The organism is Vibrio sp. 947 (assembly GCF_033339115.1).
In the GTDB taxonomy this organism is placed as follows: domain Bacteria; phylum Pseudomonadota; class Gammaproteobacteria; order Enterobacterales; family Vibrionaceae; genus Vibrio; species Vibrio alginolyticus.
Window position 1 is genome coordinate 206458 of record NZ_JAWOTX010000004.1, and the last position, 18725, is coordinate 225182.

At 39.5% G+C, this 18725-nt stretch carries 17 protein-coding genes; 4 read left to right on the forward strand and 13 right to left on the reverse strand.

Features of this window, described 5'->3' with window-relative positions; genetic code table 11:
• Positions 1–7: 7 nt before the first annotated feature.
• The 13 genes from kdsB to R7Q39_RS07105 form a co-directional block, all read right to left on the reverse strand.
• Positions 8–766 carry a 3-deoxy-manno-octulosonate cytidylyltransferase gene (kdsB, locus tag R7Q39_RS07045; RefSeq protein ID WP_167426991.1) on the reverse strand — a complete coding sequence of 253 codons (759 nt, stop codon included), beginning with the start codon at positions 764–766 and terminating at the stop codon, positions 8–10.
• A 48-nt stretch (positions 767–814) separates the two neighbouring features.
• The gene (locus R7Q39_RS07050) at positions 815–2773 is read right to left on the reverse strand and encodes a capsular polysaccharide biosynthesis protein (RefSeq protein ID WP_318075961.1); all 1959 of its coding nucleotides are present in this window, start codon (positions 2771–2773) and stop codon (positions 815–817) included.
• Positions 2766–4868, reverse strand: coding sequence for a hypothetical protein (locus R7Q39_RS07055; protein WP_170893648.1), 2103 nt, complete (start codon positions 4866–4868; stop codon positions 2766–2768). Before R7Q39_RS07055 ends, R7Q39_RS07050 begins: the two co-directional genes overlap by 8 nt.
• Positions 4869–4875: 7 nt before the next feature.
• Positions 4876–5958: a CDP-glycerol glycerophosphotransferase family protein gene (locus R7Q39_RS07060; RefSeq protein WP_318075962.1), complete on the reverse strand. Its 1083-nt coding sequence runs from the start codon at positions 5956–5958 to the stop codon at positions 4876–4878.
• Entirely contained in the window at positions 5955–6386 is a 432-nt protein-coding gene (locus tag R7Q39_RS07065; protein ID WP_170893646.1) for an adenylyltransferase/cytidyltransferase family protein, read from the reverse strand. Before R7Q39_RS07065 ends, R7Q39_RS07060 begins: the two co-directional genes overlap by 4 nt.
• A gap of 5 nt (positions 6387–6391) precedes the next feature.
• Entirely contained in the window at positions 6392–7132 is a 741-nt protein-coding gene (locus R7Q39_RS07070; RefSeq protein WP_170893645.1) for an acyltransferase, read from the reverse strand.
• Between the two features lie 137 nt (positions 7133–7269).
• Positions 7270–8415 (reverse strand): capsule biosynthesis protein, encoded by a 1146-nt coding sequence (locus tag R7Q39_RS07075; RefSeq protein ID WP_170893644.1) that lies wholly within the window; start codon positions 8413–8415, stop codon positions 7270–7272.
• Positions 8412–9065, reverse strand: coding sequence for an ABC transporter ATP-binding protein (locus R7Q39_RS07080; protein ID WP_170893643.1), 654 nt, complete (start codon positions 9063–9065; stop codon positions 8412–8414). The genes R7Q39_RS07075 and R7Q39_RS07080 overlap by 4 nt, the downstream gene beginning before the upstream one ends.
• Positions 9062–9844, reverse strand: a complete 783-nt coding sequence (locus R7Q39_RS07085; RefSeq protein WP_170893642.1) for an ABC transporter permease — start codon at positions 9842–9844, stop codon at positions 9062–9064. Before R7Q39_RS07085 ends, R7Q39_RS07080 begins: the two co-directional genes overlap by 4 nt.
• Positions 9845–10834 (reverse strand): KpsF/GutQ family sugar-phosphate isomerase, encoded by a 990-nt coding sequence (locus tag R7Q39_RS07090; protein WP_170893641.1) that lies wholly within the window; start codon positions 10832–10834, stop codon positions 9845–9847. It abuts the gene before it with no gap.
• 38 nt (positions 10835–10872) lie between these two features.
• Positions 10873–12135, reverse strand: coding sequence for a phosphoribosylamine--glycine ligase (locus tag R7Q39_RS07095; protein ID WP_170893640.1), 1263 nt, complete (start codon positions 12133–12135; stop codon positions 10873–10875).
• A 3-nt stretch (positions 12136–12138) separates the two neighbouring features.
• Entirely contained in the window at positions 12139–13887 is a 1749-nt protein-coding gene (locus tag R7Q39_RS07100; RefSeq protein WP_170893639.1) for a polysaccharide biosynthesis/export family protein, read from the reverse strand.
• A gap of 2 nt (positions 13888–13889) precedes the next feature.
• Positions 13890–14387, reverse strand: a complete 498-nt coding sequence (locus R7Q39_RS07105) for a hypothetical protein (protein WP_154204901.1) — start codon at positions 14385–14387, stop codon at positions 13890–13892.
• A 301-nt stretch (positions 14388–14688) separates the two neighbouring features.
• On the opposite strand from R7Q39_RS07105, the gene R7Q39_RS07110 reads away from it, so the two are divergent.
• The 4 genes from R7Q39_RS07110 (at position 14689) to R7Q39_RS07125 (ending at position 18606) form a co-directional block, all read left to right on the forward strand.
• Positions 14689–14910, forward strand: coding sequence for a hypothetical protein (locus R7Q39_RS07110; RefSeq protein WP_154204902.1), 222 nt, complete (start codon positions 14689–14691; stop codon positions 14908–14910).
• Between the two features lie 68 nt (positions 14911–14978).
• Positions 14979–15659, forward strand: coding sequence for a YjbF family lipoprotein (locus tag R7Q39_RS07115; protein WP_170893638.1), 681 nt, complete (start codon positions 14979–14981; stop codon positions 15657–15659).
• On the forward strand, positions 15656–16411 hold the full coding sequence (locus tag R7Q39_RS07120; RefSeq protein WP_170893637.1) for a capsule biosynthesis GfcC family protein: 756 nt from the start codon (positions 15656–15658) through the stop codon (positions 16409–16411). The genes R7Q39_RS07115 and R7Q39_RS07120 overlap by 4 nt, the downstream gene beginning before the upstream one ends.
• The gene (locus R7Q39_RS07125; protein ID WP_318075963.1) at positions 16411–18606 is read left to right on the forward strand and encodes a YjbH domain-containing protein; all 2196 of its coding nucleotides are present in this window, start codon (positions 16411–16413) and stop codon (positions 18604–18606) included. The genes R7Q39_RS07120 and R7Q39_RS07125 overlap by 1 nt, the downstream gene beginning before the upstream one ends.
• Positions 18607–18725: the final 119 nt, after the last annotated feature.

An 18725-nucleotide genomic window follows, 5' to 3' on the forward strand; every position in this document is an offset into this window, starting at 1 on the left:
AATATATTTATTTAGCTAGTAGAACATGACGAACACGTTCTAAATCTTCAAGAGTGTCAATACCGTGCTCAGGCTCCTCACTTGCCTCATCAATGACGATTTCGACGCCGTGAGCTAACGGACGTAACTGCTCCAGTTTCTCTAAAGACTCAAGAGGATGCTCAGTAAGTTGAGTAATCGCTTTTAACGTCTTTACTCGATAGGCATATAAACCGATATGTCGGAAATAGTCGCCTTGTGGCAATTCAGCTATTTCAGTAGAGAATTCATCACGCGGGTAAGGAATTGGAGCTCGACTAAAGTAAAGAGCTTTGCATCTTTCGCCTTGAGCTACTTTTACCACGTTAGGGTTGATAAAATCTTTTACATGCTTAATGCGCTGCATTAGTGTCGCAATGCCAGCGTTACTATGGGCATCAAGCAGGGCTGAGACTTGTCGTAACAGCGCGATCGGCATCAATGGCTCATCTCCTTGAAGGTTTACCACGATGTCATCATCAGCAAAGTTTAGCTTGTTCGCCGCCTCAGCTAAGCGATCGGTGCCGGAATTGTGTTTCTCCGAGGTCATGACCGCGGTTGCACCAGCGTGACTGACAACATCAAAAATATCTTGATTATCTGTCGCTACGTAGACCGAGTCTGTCAGGGTCAGGGCACGCTCTACAACATGGGCAATCACTGGCTTACCCACCAGATCCAGCATTAGTTTGCCAGGCAATCGGCTTGAACCGAAGCGAGCTGGAATAACAATATGAATATTAGACATTAACGTTCCATCTTTGTGAGTGACGTTGATTAGAGATAAGAAGCAGATCTAAGATCGGATAAATCGCTTGAGCGTATTTTTAGCTTTCTTCATCGCAAGTAACAACTGCAACTTGGTATCTTTGACTTGCACTTTTCCAGCTTTCATTTGTGCTACACGAGTCACCGCCTGTTCTGCTGTCATCGTTTTACGCGTAATAGGGTCCACATAAGTCGGGTATTCTATCAAGGCAAAGTAAGCCAAGCTTTCGACCGAATGAGAACGCGTTCTTCTTGCGCAAATCAGCTTATCATTGGTAAGCCCCCACCCCGCATAGAATGGTAATCCGTAACAGGTGACGCGCTTACCTCTCAACAGCGCTTCAAACCCGGTTAAGGACGTCATGGTATGAACCTCATCGACCATTTCTAATAAGCTTGCCATTGAGGCCTGCGTTTCGACATGATCGGCCGCGCGTGTGAAATCGCCCTGCCAGTTACCGTTATCTCGTTGACCAGCCAAAACATCGGGATGTGGCTTATAAATAATGTAGGCATCCGGCTCCGCCGTCCTTACAGCTTTAAGAAGCGTCTCGTTGTGATAGATCTCCGGTGAGCCATACTTGATTGACGCATCAGACTCTACCTGGCCCGGAACCAAAATGATTTTTCGATTTTGAGGCAAAGAGACGTCGCAATCGCTACCAACATTGTATTTAGTCAGATTAGCCGCCAGCAGTTGAGTTATCAGCGCACGCGCACGTACGCAGTCCCAATCGCTATACTGCTGATTTTCCAACATGTACTCTAAATCGCTGGGCTCTCGGACATCAAAGTAAATACCACGCGAATCGCACACAAGAGATACCGGACGATTAAAATGCACCCCTAACCCTACAGATCGGATAAAGCCATCTTCAATACAATAGTTGTTTTCATCCAACGACCCACGACCCCAGCGCAGCATTTCTTCCGCTTCGGAACTCACCTTCTCAAACCGCCAGGCTTTCAGGTAGTCACCAATCCATCGTTGTTTCCACCACGACAATTTTGATATAGAAACTGTTCTGGAAGGTTTTGCCATAACTTTGAGTGTATCCGTCATATAACTGATAATACGCTCAATATCACACCGTTCCCCAAGAATAGGATCTACATAGCGTGCATATTGTATATATGCTGCATAAAATAACTGCTCCAGTGAACGATCAACGTTTCTGCGAGGGCATTGTTGTCTATCGTTAGTCAACCCCCACCCGGCGTAAAACGGCACACCAAAACAATGAACACTCGCCCCGGCTAAGAGCGCTTCGAATCCCATCAAGCTGGAAACGGTATAGACACTTTTAACGCTGTCTAAAAAGTCCCAAGGGTTTACTTTTTCCGTGTGCACCCGAATATTCGGGTGCTCAAATGGCAGAGGGTAAAGAAAACCTTTCTTCTTTCCATGCACAACATCAGGGTGAACTTTCACCCAAACTGTTTCGTCTGGATTTTCCTCAACTGCCTGTTTAAGCATGTCAACAAATGTTTCTTGCGAGGCTTGCGCGCCCTCAACAGAAGCATCACCTAGGGTCTGATCAATCACCAATACGTTGGGTTTTTCTTCTAGTAAGCTATCATCTCGCTGGTTTTGATTGTATTTCGAGAGTCGATACTGGCGAATCGCGTCAATACATAAGCGACTGCGCACAAGCTCGTCAGAGCCTAAACCTTCACTTTCTTTGATCAAAATTTCAAGTTTCGACGGCTGCCTTGCATCGTAATAGATGCCGACATCATCTACGACTAGGCTCAGAGGCTGCGCACCCGCAACCCCTAAGCCAATAGAACGAAGAAAACCATCTTCCAGTGCAACGTAAGGGAGAGCATGTTTTTCAGCATAATCTCTGGCTCGCTTTGCCGTGGGTTTAAAGCCCCAGCCGATGACCGATTTGGTCTGTTTTACATTCGGGACATATTCAAGAAAACCCGTCAATGACTTTATTTTCTTAATACCTGATGAAAATATTATATAGTCACTACTCATAACCAAAACTTCGCAGTTTCTCAAGACGCTTTTCTATAGCAGCTTTATCATCAACGCTTACCGTATAATTGTTCAGATATTCATAAATAAAGCTAGAGTAATCATTATTTTCTGAAACAAGCGCTTTTTCAAAATAGTTAACAAGCTGTTCAACTTCCTGACATTCTAAAGCAACTTGGGAATAATCAGAACGGCCAAATGTCACAACTGATTTAGAGTACATTACAGCCTCCAAACCAACTCCTGAGTTAGCTGTAAACACAAATTTGCTATTATCAATCAAGTCATGAATTGAGCTTTTACTTTCAATTACGTGCTTGAAACTCAAGGCCCAAGATAATAACTCTCGAATTCTCACAGAATTGCAGTAAGGGTGTTTCTTAAGAATCAGTTTTAATCCTTTCTCTTGTGTGAAAGAGACGATTTCCTTAAGAGCATCCTCTATATCAAAATGGCGCAATACGGCTACTGCATCCGTTTCAACCTGCAATGGCATGAAGACATAATCAAAATCAAAATTCATTTCAGTACTATTTTGATGGTATTTTGATGATTTTTGAGCCTTAAAATTTTCGATAAAAGATAAGATTAATGATTCATCAATACAAGTAGTGTCATTGGGAATATCTAGACTAGAAAAAGCACTAAAACCTGCGTAACCTTTGGAGTCCAATGACACTCTTCCTGATAACGTAGACTCTTGAACAACAACATTATTTCCTTCCCGATCACCTAATACCGAGTGATAGCAAACTACATCACTCGTAGATTTTAGATCAACATCTCGCCAGTTATATTGCATTCTTGGAATGAATGCGTAATTCCCATCCCAAAGAACTTCAAGTAAATTGACATAAAATGTTCTTATAGATCCATAAATGTCTTTGGTCGTATCTAGATTAAAAAACACTGTTGGAATAAATAATTCAAAGATATCATTTCTTTCATTTGCTTCTTCAAGACTTAAGTACTTGACATCGCCTTTATCGACACAAGCAATATTATCTTGCGAATCGTTATAATAAGCCAAATGGAAAATATTTCTCGACACTTCGGAATTCGTTAGAGAATATCCCAAATCAGATTTTACTGAATCTGATAGCTTATCAAAGAATGGTAAATATCTAGATCTTACTACCGCTCGTGACCTGGCTTCATTTAAAGTGGCTTCTTTGAACGAAGAGCAAAATTTATCTCTCAACTCAAATATACGCATTTTAGTACTAGTAAACTCTTCGCCTTTGAGCAAAGGTGCTACTCTCAAAAGCATTGGAACTATACGAAAGGCTTCTTTATTAGGTACTTTGCTATCTAAAAGAGAACATAATTCTTCATGAAGATCGTTAATATTATCTTCATCAGCATGAAGAGAGATAAGTTTTGCTGAACCATAATGATAATTAACCCCCTTCAAAGCAGAATAATAATTTAGGGCGTTAAGATATTTACCGTCATTCTTGTAGATATCACCCAAGAAAGTGATAACACCTTGATTAGTGTGATTTTTATAATAGAAGAACTCAGTTAAACTTAGCAGCTCATCATTTAAGCCCGAACTAAGTTTAAACTTAAAATATTGCAATAAAAACTTATTTCCCTTTCGAGAATCAATCAGATTACAAATCGCCTTGTGGACAACATCTTTATTCGCTTTGTAAAATGAAGCATCTTTACTCCGCTCTATTATTGCCTTTTGAGCCTGTGCGGTGTTGAAATGTCTGCTGACAAGGACATTGTAAAATCCCATTGCAGAATCATGGTCATTATTTTCAAAAGATGTAGACATTGATTCAAAAATGGAATCAAGTTTTGAATTTGTATAATTAGTGGAACCATTACCGCTAGATGAACTTATTTTTCTAGCTTCATTAGAAACTTTATCAGTACCCTTTTTATCTAAGCCACAACCACTTAGCTCTGGGTATCTATCGAAAAAGTAGTTTTCAATTACATAATTCTTGACTTCAGCATTTTTAATATAATATTTAAAAAGATATTTCCCACCAAAACCAAGTCTTGTACAAAATGTAATTAATTTTATGTTAATTTTTGACGGTAACAAAGGTGATATAAGTTTAAAAGCAGCTCTTAACATAGCTCATTTATCTCATCGCTTTCTTCAAAGCAAACTTTTGTTTTCTTTCATGTCTAACTAAATCAGAAACAAATCGTTGCCCCTGAGTTTTATTTAGATTGCCTAATACACAACCCTGTGTCGTATGCTTGATAGTTGATACAAACTCATCACGCGTTAGATCTACGAATAAATCATTTTTAATTTCGTGTGTATCAATAGGATTATGTAAAGCTTTTTCTAAAGCAATAGAAAGCTCTTTGGGTTCGTTTACAACAACGCCTAGCCTTTCAGAGCATTTAAACTCTAAGCTATCCAGCCCTACTTTGTCATGCTGCATTGACTCTAAATCCAGATGATGACACAAAACTATCGGTTTATCACAATAAACCGCGTCAAATATCGCACCACTGTAATCAGAAATAACGACATCTGAGACTTGAATCAACTCACTTAATTCATAGTCATTTGCTACAATAACGTGACTATCAGAGAAGTCGTTGGTAACATCACTTAATGTTAACGTGTTGTGATGCAGTTTCAGTATTACATTATAATCATCCGCTTTACTTAAAATCTCATCGATATAATGAGGGTAAGATGATAAGTCCCCCCAAGTAGGGCAATACAAAATAGTTTTCTTTAAATTATCTAACTTTAGCGTCTCTTTAAGAGAACTACTCTCACCCACCGATAGTTTATCAAATTTTGGATGTCCAATATTAAACGTAGGGGCAAAATGTGATAGTTTTTCAGTAGAGTAATTACCATAAGAAAAAATTACACTGGCAAATGATCTCCACGTTCCGTAATTGTGATTTTCTTTTGCTAACCCATACTGAAGCATAGCAATCTTACTTTTTTCGATATACTCTATTTGAGGAAAAACTGTTTGACAAAAAATAACATCAAAAACTCCATCTAAGTGTTTAATCTTAGACTTATCAATAAATAGCTTTTTCATCTTCATATCAGCTAGTTGATCTACACTAAAAATAGAGTCATTAGCTAATCGTCTTTCAATAATCAATGTGATATCATCGAAAATATCGTAAAACTTGCTAAAATGTTTAAATTGAAATTTGTTCCAAATTAAGAAGGCCACTCTCATTGCGCGTTTTCCTCATGAATACCGATTTGAGTACTAGCATTAGCCTTAATATGATTTTTAATATCTGTAGAAGAAATATTTTCTGTTCTAGATAAATATACAACTTCGCAGTGCTCTTTTAGAAAGTCAAATTCACCCTCCCAATCATCACCTATAACAAAAATATCAATGTTATACTTTTTCACATCTTCAATTTTCTGTTCCCATGATGTCTCTGGAATGACTTGATTAACATGCTTTATTGCATTAACAATTTCCGCCCTATCTGGATATGGAATCGCTGTTACTTTTCCTTTATGTGTTAAATTAAATTCATCTGTAGACAATGCCACAATAAGGTTGTCCCCTAAAGATTTTGCTCTTTCTAAAAGTCTTAAATGACCAACATGAAACACATCGAACGTTCCATATGTAATTACATTTTTCATTAATATCACTCACAACAAAAATATTTATCATAAAAGTACTGCGCTGTTTTCTTTGCCTCAGACGTATATGATCTTGACCAGAAAACAGTCGCGTCAACTTTATTTTTAGATGGACTGCCATAGATTTTCGAGAAGCGCTCAGCACTTTTAGTGACGATTGAACCAGCAGCTACTATAGAACATGCACCAATATGTACATCTTTCAAAATCATTGCACCTTGGCCGATCCAAACGTGAGGCTCTATGTAGATAAAATCTTTAGGCTTATTAACTTGTTGCATAGTTTCTATACTCCAAATCGGATGAGCATCTGTATTTCTTACTGTAATACCATGTGAAAACATACAATCATCACCAACTATGATCGCTGATGATGAGTTGCCAGATCTTAGCCCACTTCGAAATGCAACAGCGCCAGAGGTTGTTACATGATTTCCTAGAACTATAAAATCATTTATGCACTCAGACTTTAAAATCGTCTGTTTTAGATGACAATTATCGCCAATATAAACTGTAGAGTTATCTTTATTTATATTTATAGAGAAGCTCCCTCTAACATTGCTTCCAATAAAAACTCGACAGTTACAGCTGTTATTAAATTCAATTTTAACCTTGTCTGGAATAACACTTTTAGAAAGTACTAAATTTCCTTTCTTATCATCAGCCATCTTATTAAAGTTATTTTCATTCAAGTCAAAATTATTAATAATATCTTTCGCTTTCTTTATTAAATAATCTCTTTTCACATCCCTGCCCACTCATTGCATTCAGAATAAATATAAGATTACGACTTCAATTCACAGTTTAAAGTAACATATTTAAATATTGTTAGGACAGCCGAGAAAATAATACATAACAATTTTAGGTACATTAACTTACTTAGTTACACCCAACCAATATGTTCTTTAACAATGCCAAGGCCAAGTAAACCAATCACCCATGCAAGAGATGTCGCAAAAAACACCGTAAATATAGAGCGCAACCTCTTAGGTTCCGTTGCTTCATCCGGCAGCAATGGTTCGACAAAAGTAGCCAGGTAGCGATGCTTTCTTGAAGCCTCAACCCTAGCCGCTTCTAAAGATGCCAACGCAGAAGTGTAGGCTTTCTCAGCAAAAGTTCTTTCAACCAACAATGGCTCATAGTCGGCAAAGACACCGCTTAAGGTCGATTGAGTATCAGGATCACCCGCAATTGCTTTTTTCTCGTTTTGAATTTGCATAGTCAACGCCATAACTTCTCGCTTTAGGTTTACAACGGCAGGTGCTTTCGCATCCATGTAACTGGTTAAAGCGTTTAGTTCTGCCTTTGTTTTCGCTAGCTGTACTTCTAACTCACCGATCAACATCATTTTCGCACTAGCTGATTGCGCCGGATCTAGGTCCTGCGCTGAAACTCTGAAATCATGCATAAGTGCTCGTGCGTTAGTTACCCTTTTCTCTGCTCTTTGAACTTCAGCTTCAGCGAAAGTTAAGTCATCATTTCTTGCTCTTTCTGATAGATTGTTTACCAGAATCTCACTTTGATGAAGGATCTCTTCTGACAGTTTTTTCGCATCATCGGGAGAAAATGCTCTGACTTTTAAAGTAATGATAGTTGTGGTTGGATCATAGGAAGCGGTAACAAGCTTATTCCAGTACGTTAACAGATCAACTTGAGTAGTTTGAGTCCCTAAAGCAGAGATCCAATCCGCATCAGGATGATTAAATATGTCTTTAACAGCGAGTCGTTTACTAATTGCTTTTACCATATCAAGTGAATGTATATAGTCCTGTACAATATAAGAATCTGTAACAGCACCTCCTTGTGAAGGGATACCAGCTATTCCACTCAGAAGATCGAGTTGTTGCATTTCGTTGCCTTTTACAGAAAATCTTGTTTCTACCACAAATTTTCCAGATGCAATAAACGCATAGTAAATGACTGCTAATAATGTAGGTAAAATAACAAACAAAATATAACTTTTCTGCTTGCTATTTCTATTTTTCCAAAATTTATTAAGGAATATTTTATGTTTTTTATTTAAGTTCATTTCGATAACGTTAAGTATTTATCTATTGCTTGATTAATATCTTCATAAAATGATAATTTCCCTTCCGTCAATACCAACCCCATATCACAATGTTCTTTCAAAGTTGGCATATTGTGAGAAACCATAATTATGCTAGATTTTTTGCTACGCTCTTTAAAAGCATCCCGGCATTTTTTTTGGAACTTTCTATCGCCAACTCCAGTGATCTCATCAACCAAATAGCAATCAAAGTCAATAGCCATAGACAAACCAAACGCCAACCTTGCTTTCATACCTGAACTGTAGCTTTTAACTGGCATATTCAGATAATCGCCTAATTCAGAAAAACATCTTACAAAGTTAGTAACTTGATTGATGTCCGCCCCGTAAATTCGGCTAACAAAACGTAAGTTTTCTGCCCCCGTTAAAGAGCCATTAAACCCACCAGAAAAACCTAATGGCCAGGACATCTTTACATTTCGTTTAATCACTCCGTTCGTTGGATGCTCAGAACCCGCAATCATACGCAACAAAGTGGATTTACCCGCACCGTTAACTCCTAGCAGCCCGATGTTACGACCTTTGGGAAAACTAACAGAGCACGGTTTCAACACGTGTTTTTTCCCATTAGGTGTTTTGTAAACTTTAGATACATTAATTAGTTCTATCATAAGTTACGAGCCTGGCGCCGAGTATATTGGGTTAGTGACAATCCTAGAAAAACAGAAATTGCTGAGCAAAACAGTGCATAAGAGTGATTAATATACATGTTTTGATATGTGGAAAAAAAACCGCTCCTAATCCATTCCACATATTGAAATATCGGGTTCCATTGCAAGTAATCTCTGGCCTGGTGGGGCAAACTAGCAGACGTAAAAAATATTCCAGACAAGAAGTAAAGAGGTCGGTTACTGGCTCTGAAAATTTTATCCCAACCATCAAAATACATTCTAACGGCAGAGTTTATCATTCCAACCCCCATAGCGAAAAGCATTAACAAACCAATACCAACTAACACATTGTTAAGATCATATATCACAGCACTTCTACCAACAGCCTGTAAGGCAGATATAATAATGATAAAGACCACGATCATGGTGATTGACTCTAACAATGCACGACTAAACAGTACATCAAATGGAGTAACATGCGGGTAAGATAATAACGCTTGGTTAGCCCCCAGCGCACCAGACATCCGATTTCCCAAGTTACTATATATTAACCATGGCACAATTCCTGTCGTAAAAAATACCGCTAAGTCCCCACCTAGGGGAGAGCGTCGTTCAAGCATGGTAAAAATGGTTACTAATAGCAAAATCTGAATAATAGGTTCAAGTAATGCCCATAAATAACCTATTTTGCTTTTACCATATTTACCAAGTGCTTCACGTAAAGTAAGAGCATATATTACACGCCCTTGAACCCTCAAAGCTTGGCGTAAATCTTTCATTTACATGTTAAAGATCTGAATTAATCCAACTACCTTACTTTCATCGTCTAAAACGACCAAAGATGAGATAGAGTGTTGACGCATCTTTTCTTCTGCATCCGCCAGCATTTCAGTGTCATAACATGTTTTTGGTTCTCGGCTCATTACATCCCCAGCTTTTAATATATTAAACTCAGCCTCTTTTGCTAATGCTCTACGCAAATCACCGTCAGTAATAATGCCTTTTAACTGATCATTCTCAATAACAATCGCGACTCCTTTTCGGCTCTCGTTCATTTTAATGATGACTGACGGCATAAAATCGCTAACATCAACTAACGGTAAATTGTCTGTTCCCATTTCATCTTGAACTCGAGTCAGCAAACGTCGACCCAAAGAACCACCAGGGTGAAAGCGAGCAAAGTCATTTGGCATAAACTGGCGCATTTTCATCAACGCAACGGCCAACGCATCACCTAAGGCAATAGTAAGAGTTGTTGAAGTGGTTGGTGCCAAATTGTTAGGGCAAGATTCTTGGATCTGCGCTAGTAGCAATGTGGCATCTGAGTTGCAGCTCATCGTAGAATCAAGTCTTCCGGTAATAGAGATGATCTTATTGCCAAATGACTTCAACGAAGGAATCAATTGCAATACTTCATCCGTTTCGCCACTGTTAGAAATTAGAACAATTACATCCTCTTTAGTGATCATCCCTAAATCACCATGAAATGCTTCGCTTGGATGTAAGAAGAAACTTGGCGTGCCCGTCGACGCTAATGTGGCAGAAATTTTCTTACCTACGTGACCAGATTTACCCATTCCACATACAATGACATGACCTTGGCAGTTAATAATATAAGAAATAGCCTTTTGGTATTGCTCAAAATCAATACTATTAGCCATCTCATTCAATGCATTTGCCTGGTGCTTAAACGTGTCAACAATCGACTCCAACACCGGCTTTTGCTCACCCGAAATGGAATAGTAGTCATTGATATCAAGTGTTTTCATGAGTGTGCTCTCTCCAACTAACAGTGTACATACCGTCTTTAAGTTAAAATCTGCTCTAATTTGTGCTTAAGGTGCTTAGAGCAAAACGAATAGCCAGCTCCCTGTACCAAGTATTCGTTATGCAAATAATGGACAAACCTTTGTCTGGTCACGGAGTCGACCTCTGCCTTTGCTTGCACCATCACTTGGGATGGATGGTTAGAATCGAATTCTACGGCCACCCCTTTATAAGCATAAATTGACTCGCCCATCAATATTAATGGAGTCACGGTCTTTAAAACTTCAATGCTTGAACTAGAGTTGATAGTAAATACAATTTCAGCAGAACTTGCCAGCTCTGCTATTTTCCCATCAACATAATAGGTATTGTCATCAAGTTGATACTCTTTATCGTCCAAGGGATGACGCTTAACTGCTAACTTCACTTTTGCCAACTTGGCCAAATCTGCGACCAAGTTGATAACCTCCTGATTAGACTTGAAAGGACTATGCAGTAGAAACTGTGAGTCATTTTCCAACTGGAGTAGTAGTAGAATGGAACCATGAGAACTTAATGAAGGTACTAATGTTCCCTTTTTTCTCTTAATCAGTTTGTTCGCAATACGTTTGAAATACTTTTTCAAACTATAGCTATTATGCATATAGCGGATAACTGTTCGGTTCTTATTTATACGCTCAAAAGCAAAACCCAATAAAAAAATAAAGAAAAAAAGCATCGACTTTATTGAGTCATGAGTATCTTTTGGTATAAAACTCCCCTGCTCTTTTGGGGTGTGTTGAACATCATTATTAAATATTTTAAAATCTATCTTGCTGTTGGCATTAACACCTTGGGGATCGATAACAGTTGTAAATGGTCGAATAAGCCCCTGCTCTGTAACCAAATAATTTATATCCAACTCCCTGCATACATCAATTGCCACAGCGTGATACCACCTTGCATCATTATGCAGTAAAACGAGACTGATATCTTTTTCTATAACAAAACATTTAAGCGCCACGTAAAACCTAGCCATATAGTTCAACTCCTCATTACTGAGAGTCCGGCCTTCTACTTTTTGAACATAAGCATGATGGTATGTTCGAAGTAAAGATATTTTTTCTTGGTAAGGCTGCGCTTGCTCCTTACTCACTGCTGCGATCATATTAACTGCTAGAAACTGCTTGAAAGTAGGTAGATAGATTTTTTTTGATAAACAGGAAGTAACTGCATACCTTTTCTTTCCCAATATCCCCGCTATTTTCTCGTGTAGTGGCGAGTACATTGGATCTAGCGATAACACTATATGATCAGTTTTCATAGGTTAGTTTATCGCTACATTTGCTGCTACAGCAATTTGGTAAATGATTTGCGTAATATCTTTAACTGCCTGCATTGTTTTAGTGTCAACTTTAGGTAAAACTAAGATTTGATCACCTTTTTGTATGGGTTTCCCACTATCAAATTCAACCAGGCCGTTTGCTCGCACAACTGCTATACGCTGATCCTCGGCCCTATCAGTGAAACCACCGGCCCACGCAATGTAGTCGTCGATAGTGGCATTAGGGTTATAAACGAGCGCTTGTGGCATCAAAACCTCACCCCCCACTTGAATTAGATCTGTTTTGTTTGGAATGACAATTTGGTCACCTTGTTCTAATAATATATTAGCTACAAGACCATGTTCAGAAACGATGACTTTCCCTAGCGGCTGAACTTTACGAGCTCGCTCAGTAAACTGAAGTACCATTTCTGCTTCTTTTGCTCTGATTACAGCTTCTCCATCTGAAGACGCTGGTGCAGTAAAAATACTTCTTTCTAGCCGATTAAGAGACTCATCAATCATTTCTTTTTGCTTTTTCGCAACGCTATCTCTCAATATATAAATAGATTGGTAATCTGTAAGCATTGGATCAATGGGAATATTATTCAGCAAATCATGTAACTTAGTGCCTTTTGTAACAGCAAAGTAAGATGGTCCTAAGTAGCTACCAGAAACCTGAACATCTATGACTTGAGCGTGTAAATCATCATTGAAGATAACTTTATCCCCGTCTCGTAATTCAAACCTCAGGAAATCTTGGTAAGTCATATAACGTGAGAATGGCCCATCTATTCGATTCCCAACAACTCCAACATGCGAAACTTTTGCGAGCGGCTTTGCATAAGCCGCTAACTTTTCTCCTAATTCACTAGAATTTTCCAGTTCAAAGCGAAAGGGATTGCGAGCCCCTCCGGATACTGTGATAGCAGCTTTCTGTGGTGTAACCAAGATAACATCACCATCTTTAAAGCTAACTTTTGGCATAACTCCAGATTGCATAAAATCATAGAGATCAACATTGATTATGATTTTACCATTTCGTAGAACTTGAATTTCTCGATAACTGCCACGTTCAGAGTCAATACCGCCAGCACGTTTAAGAAAATAAAGTATTGAATCAGAGGCCATCCCAGCGTATTGCCCTGGTCTAATGACTGGCCCACTTAGAAAAACACTAACTGGCGTCGCAGTAAGTAAATTCACATACACGTTTACGTTAGTGGTATAAACGTGTTTAATTTTTTTTGTCACAAGCTCGTTGATTTGGCTAGCTTTTGTTCCAAGGACATGAATCGGGCCAACTTCTGGTATAAAGATATTTCCTTGATTGTCCACCGTAGCAACATTAGAGTAATTTACAGCTCCCCACAGCCAGATGTTAATCTTATCCCCAGCCGCAACGAGATAATTATCATTCAAACCATCAGCTCTTTCAGTCTCATAACCACCAGCAAAAATATTTGCTGCATAAGGAGGTGGTAGTTCTTCTCCAGAGGAAGGGAGTAATTGTCTAACATCCACCTCACCTGGCAAAAGAAGATTATTTCTGTTCTCTTTATTAAATGAACCAGCAGAGAGTTTCTCGTTGGGTGGCGTCTGAGATTGGTTTAAAGTTCCAGAGGAAGAAAACGTAGGATTAGCTGCATTGAGGTTTAAATTGTTACTATCAAGCGCGAAAGCTGAATTGATACAAGCAAAGCTTGTAATTGCAACTAGCCATTGAGGTGCTTTATTTGTCATCTTCATCATTTTTAAAGCTTTTTCTCTAGTTTATCTTTAACAAGCCCATTGACCCAATACCAAGTATTTGGGGTATTGTTTTTATCTGACTTTATCGAGCACACTACATTAGAAGTGGAGTCAATGTTCACTTCTCGACAGTATAGGCCCAGTGCAGAGAAATAAATCGGCCCAACAGCAACATGATAATTTGGATGCGATATAGACACCAGTTCAGGTCTGTTCAAATATCCCCAATACTGTTCTGGAACTTCCTCCATCATTTCTATCGAAGATGACTCTTGCGTAACAAGTGGAAGATCTGCCTTAACGTGGCGAGGTTTACTCGCACATGCACTCAGCACTGTAATGGACACTAGAGAAATGAAGAGATGTTTATGTCTGAAAAATAGATGTTTTGTCATTTTTACGCACGCTACCGCCCTATGGTTAAACACGTTATCCATAACACGTATGTATTTTGGCAAATAAGATGCTTTGAGCACTCGGTGTACTCTGGACTTGCTCATCAGCTTCTCCCACAGTGAATGCCCCCTTTGAAGTGCGTACTAGGGTACAAGATAACTCTCCTTTGAGGCAAGTCCACACCCGCGGAAGAGTATACTCAATGGAGCATATTCGCAATTTTCCAATTAATTAGCTGCACGCAATTGTTTGGTAAAAAAACCAACTGTTTCATAAATACAACAAAAAAACCTTTTATAAGAAACTATTTACAGTCTGCCCAACTTTTAACTAGAATATGAATTGGAACTCTAAATAGAGTTTCAAACATCGATGTTTTAAAACTAGTTAACACAAGGATTAATAATGAAGAATACAGCTCTAGCTATTCTTATGGCTCTAAGCGCATCAACTGTATTTGCAGCAGAAGAAGCAGGTTCAGCAGGCGCAGCGTCTGCATCTGCAACAGGTACAACAGCCGTAGCAGTAGGTGCAGCTGCAGCAGTAACTGTAGTGGCAGTTGCAGCGTCAGATAGCGATTCAACATCTACTTCAACATCTACTTCTACTTCTACTTCTACTAACTAATTTCGTTTTGTAGATAGAAGATAATCGCCCTGAATGACTCAGGGCGATTTTATTTGTAAGAGGGAATAATGAATATCTTCCGAACGTCTAAATGGATACGCCCACTTCTCACTCTTCCGCTATTCGCCTTACTCTTTGGTTGTACACAAAAGTTCAATGATGTTTCAGCAACCGTTCAAGAAGCGTACGGTAACTACATCGATGTAGAGATGACCCCTGAAGAAATAAATGCCGTTCCTTATGCCAGTGCCTATTTAAAACTTGGGAATCAAAAACAGGTATTTGTTGTTTTAGCTTTTGCAGAGCGAAATCCTCTCAATGGAAAAATACAACTGAAATGGGTAAGTGCTGACAAAGCTATGATCGTTACGGAGAATGGGCATATAGTCAAAACGATAGGTCTACAGAATGGGGACTTAGCGGGTATTTATGGTGATGTGCCAGATTTTTCTTCTGATTCAGCCTCTGTCAACTTTGCACTCTCATACGACTGGGCAACACAATACCGTTATGGTTTTCCAGCAAATGTAACGCGTTCTTACTCAGGCCAAAAAACATTAACAACCCCTATATCCAACACGATGACCGACGTATATAAAGAAGTTGTTGAGTTTAGCAGCCTTTCTCAATCAGTCGAAAACTACTATTGGGTAAACGAGCAAGGTCAGGTTATCAAAACCTTACAATACTTAGGACCAAATATGATTCCGGTTGAGTTAACCATTTTGAAGGGATATAGCAAATCATGAGCAAGCAACTACTAACATTACTCGGTTTGGTCATGCCGCTTTTGAGTATGCCTAGCTTCGCTCAAACAGAAATCTCTGCTATGCAACCATTAAATGTTGAATTGCTAGGAGTAGGCAAACAGCTACAATTCCAAGAGCCGACTCGTTTAGAAAGCCTGTTAGCACTTGCTAAGGAGCAAAGCGTGTCTCTGCAATACTCTCTTGGTACCACTTTGTTTGACAAATCGGAACGCGCCGAAAAAAACTCTACCGCTTTAAAGAGCACAGTACTCAATCAAATGATTCAACATAATTTGGTTGCACATCCATTCTATAAATTCATTCAGAAGCAAAGCTTTGCACCACGCTTACTGTCTGCGATCGATGTTGATAAAATTCGACTAAATAAATTCGACAACCCACTGTTGCGCGGCAATCTCCTGCTCGCAAGCCCTCTGCGCGAAGAAAAAGTGTATTTCTTGGGAAACTTGAATAGCGTGTATTCTATTAAAGGGCAAGCAGGCATCCCTTTGCAGAAGCAAATAGAGAATTTGAAAAGTAACATTGGTGCATTATCAACACCACCAGTGTTGATCTACCCAGATGGTCACGTAGTTAAGCCACATCACGGAGCTTGGTTAACAACACAATATTACCTACCACCTCTGACCTTGGTATATGTACCGTTTGGTGATCTTGAACGGTCTGACATGGATCAAGATATAATCCGCCTACTCACTCAATTGATACCAAATGCTACAAAGAGACCGTAATGATACCAATTAGAAAAAGCTTAACCCTTTCTTTAATGGGCCCAGCATTGGTTTGGGCTCAAGAAGTACCCTTTGAGGCTCCCTCGTTACAGCCTTCTCAATCTGATTTTGGTGGTGTTGGCTTGATGCAGATGCCAACAGGACGTATGGCTCCTGAAGGGGAATTCAACTTTTCTGTTACCGGTAGTGATGAGTACCTTTTTTACAACGTTACTCTGCAACTAATGCCTTGGTTAGAAACAACCATTCGTTATACTTCGGTGCGAGATTTGCTTTATAGTAAGGATCCTAGTTTCTCGGGAGACACAAACTATACCGATAAAGGTATTGACTTTAAAATTCGATTGCTAAAAGAATCTCAGTATATTCCTGAGCTATCACTGGGTGTTCGAGACTTTGCTGGTACCGGCTTATTCGATGGAGAATACATCGCAGCTACGAAGCGGTATTCCAACTCTGAGCTAGGGACCTTTGATTTTACTTTTGGTATTGGTTGGGGGTCGCTAGGCACTCGTGACAACATCTATAACCCGACTTGTAAATTGTCAGATCGATTTTGTGAACGCCCCTCTGACTATTTAGATACAGGTGGCACAACTAACTTTGATAGAGCATTTAAAGGACCAACTGCATTGTTTGGTGGTGTTGAATATCAAACCTTACATGCACCATTACGCTTTAAACTCGAATACGATAGCAATGATTACAGCGAAGACTTCCCTGTGGTAAAAGGTGGCGTGGACATGACACCACATACTCCTTGGAACGTTGGTATGCTATACCGTGTAGGAATGGCCGATTTTCGTTTAAATTATGAACGCGGAGACACTTTGGTCGCAGGTTTAACGCTCAACACTAACTTCAATGACATGCCATCATTCTGGCGAGATGAGCCTACGCCAGAACTCGAAGATAACCAACCAGAAGAACTATCTGATGTTGACTGGGAACGTGTAACGGAAGATTTAGACAAAATTGCGGGTTACCAAAACACGCGCATTTATGTTGATGACAACACCGTAACTGTCATTGGTGAACAGAAGAAATATCGTGACCGTACAGAGGCACACGAAAAAGCAGCGGCTGTACTTCATAATGAAATGCCTGAAGACATTGATACCTATGCGATCAATGAACGTAGCCGAGGCTTGGTCGGCGAACAAACGATTATTTCCAAAGAAAAGTACCGCGACTTTGCCCAAGTTAATTACATCAACCCCAAAATAGAAGATGCAACCGCAAAGGCTAGCAATAAGCCAAATGGAGAATCTGTCTATGATGGTTTTAAGCGTTTTGATTGGGGCTTTGCACCGAAGCTTGTTCAAACTCTAGGTAACGCTGAAGATTTCTATCTCTTTAGTGTAGGGCTAAGCGGGAATGCCTCATACTGGCTGACGGACAACCTTGAAATTGGCGGTTCGTTATACTGGGATTGGTATAACAACTACGATAAGTTTAATTATGTCACTCCACCCGATGGTACTACCGTTCCTCGGGTTCGCACCATGTTCCGTGCTTACCAAAATGAACACGCTGTGACCATGTCAAACCTACAGTTGACTTGGTTCCAAGAGTATTCCGATACCATGGATCAACAATTCTACGCGGGTTATCTGGAGAGCATGTTTGCTGGAGTCGGTACCGAGTTTCTTTACCGTCCACAAGGAGCTAACTGGGCGATTGGCGCTGACGTCAACGTAATTTCTCAACGTGATCCACAAAGTTACTTCGGTGTTTACGATGAGAAATGGCAAAACGTGCCAGAATATGGACGTCCGTTCCAAGTTATTGATAAAGGCTTCACTGGTTTTGTATCTGGTTACTACTACCCTCAATGGGAATTCCTACAAGATTTGATGATCCAAGTCGATATTGGTCAGTTCCTAGCTGGTGATGTTGGTACACAAATCAACGTTTCTAAGCAGTTCAAGAGTGGCGTAATTGCTGGTGCCTTTGCGTCATTTACAGACTTGTCTGCGGATGAATTTGGTGAAGGTAGCTTTACCAAAGGTTTCTACTTGTCGATTCCATTTGACATCATGACCGTTAAGCCAAGCAACAATCGTGCGAACTTTAGTTGGCAGCCTCTTACTCGTGACGGAGGACAGAAACTCGGACGTAAATACAGCTTGATTGAGTTGACCGATGAGCGAAATCCTTGGTATCAAAGGCCTAACCGTTCGGGTGTGGAATAATAAAGTAATCAAGGGAGCTGCGGCTCCCTTTTTTATATAGAGTCATAGAAGACTCAAACCTATCTTCCTGCTTCCAATAGCGCTACTTTTCGTTTCTTGCTAGAATTCCTGAGAAAATT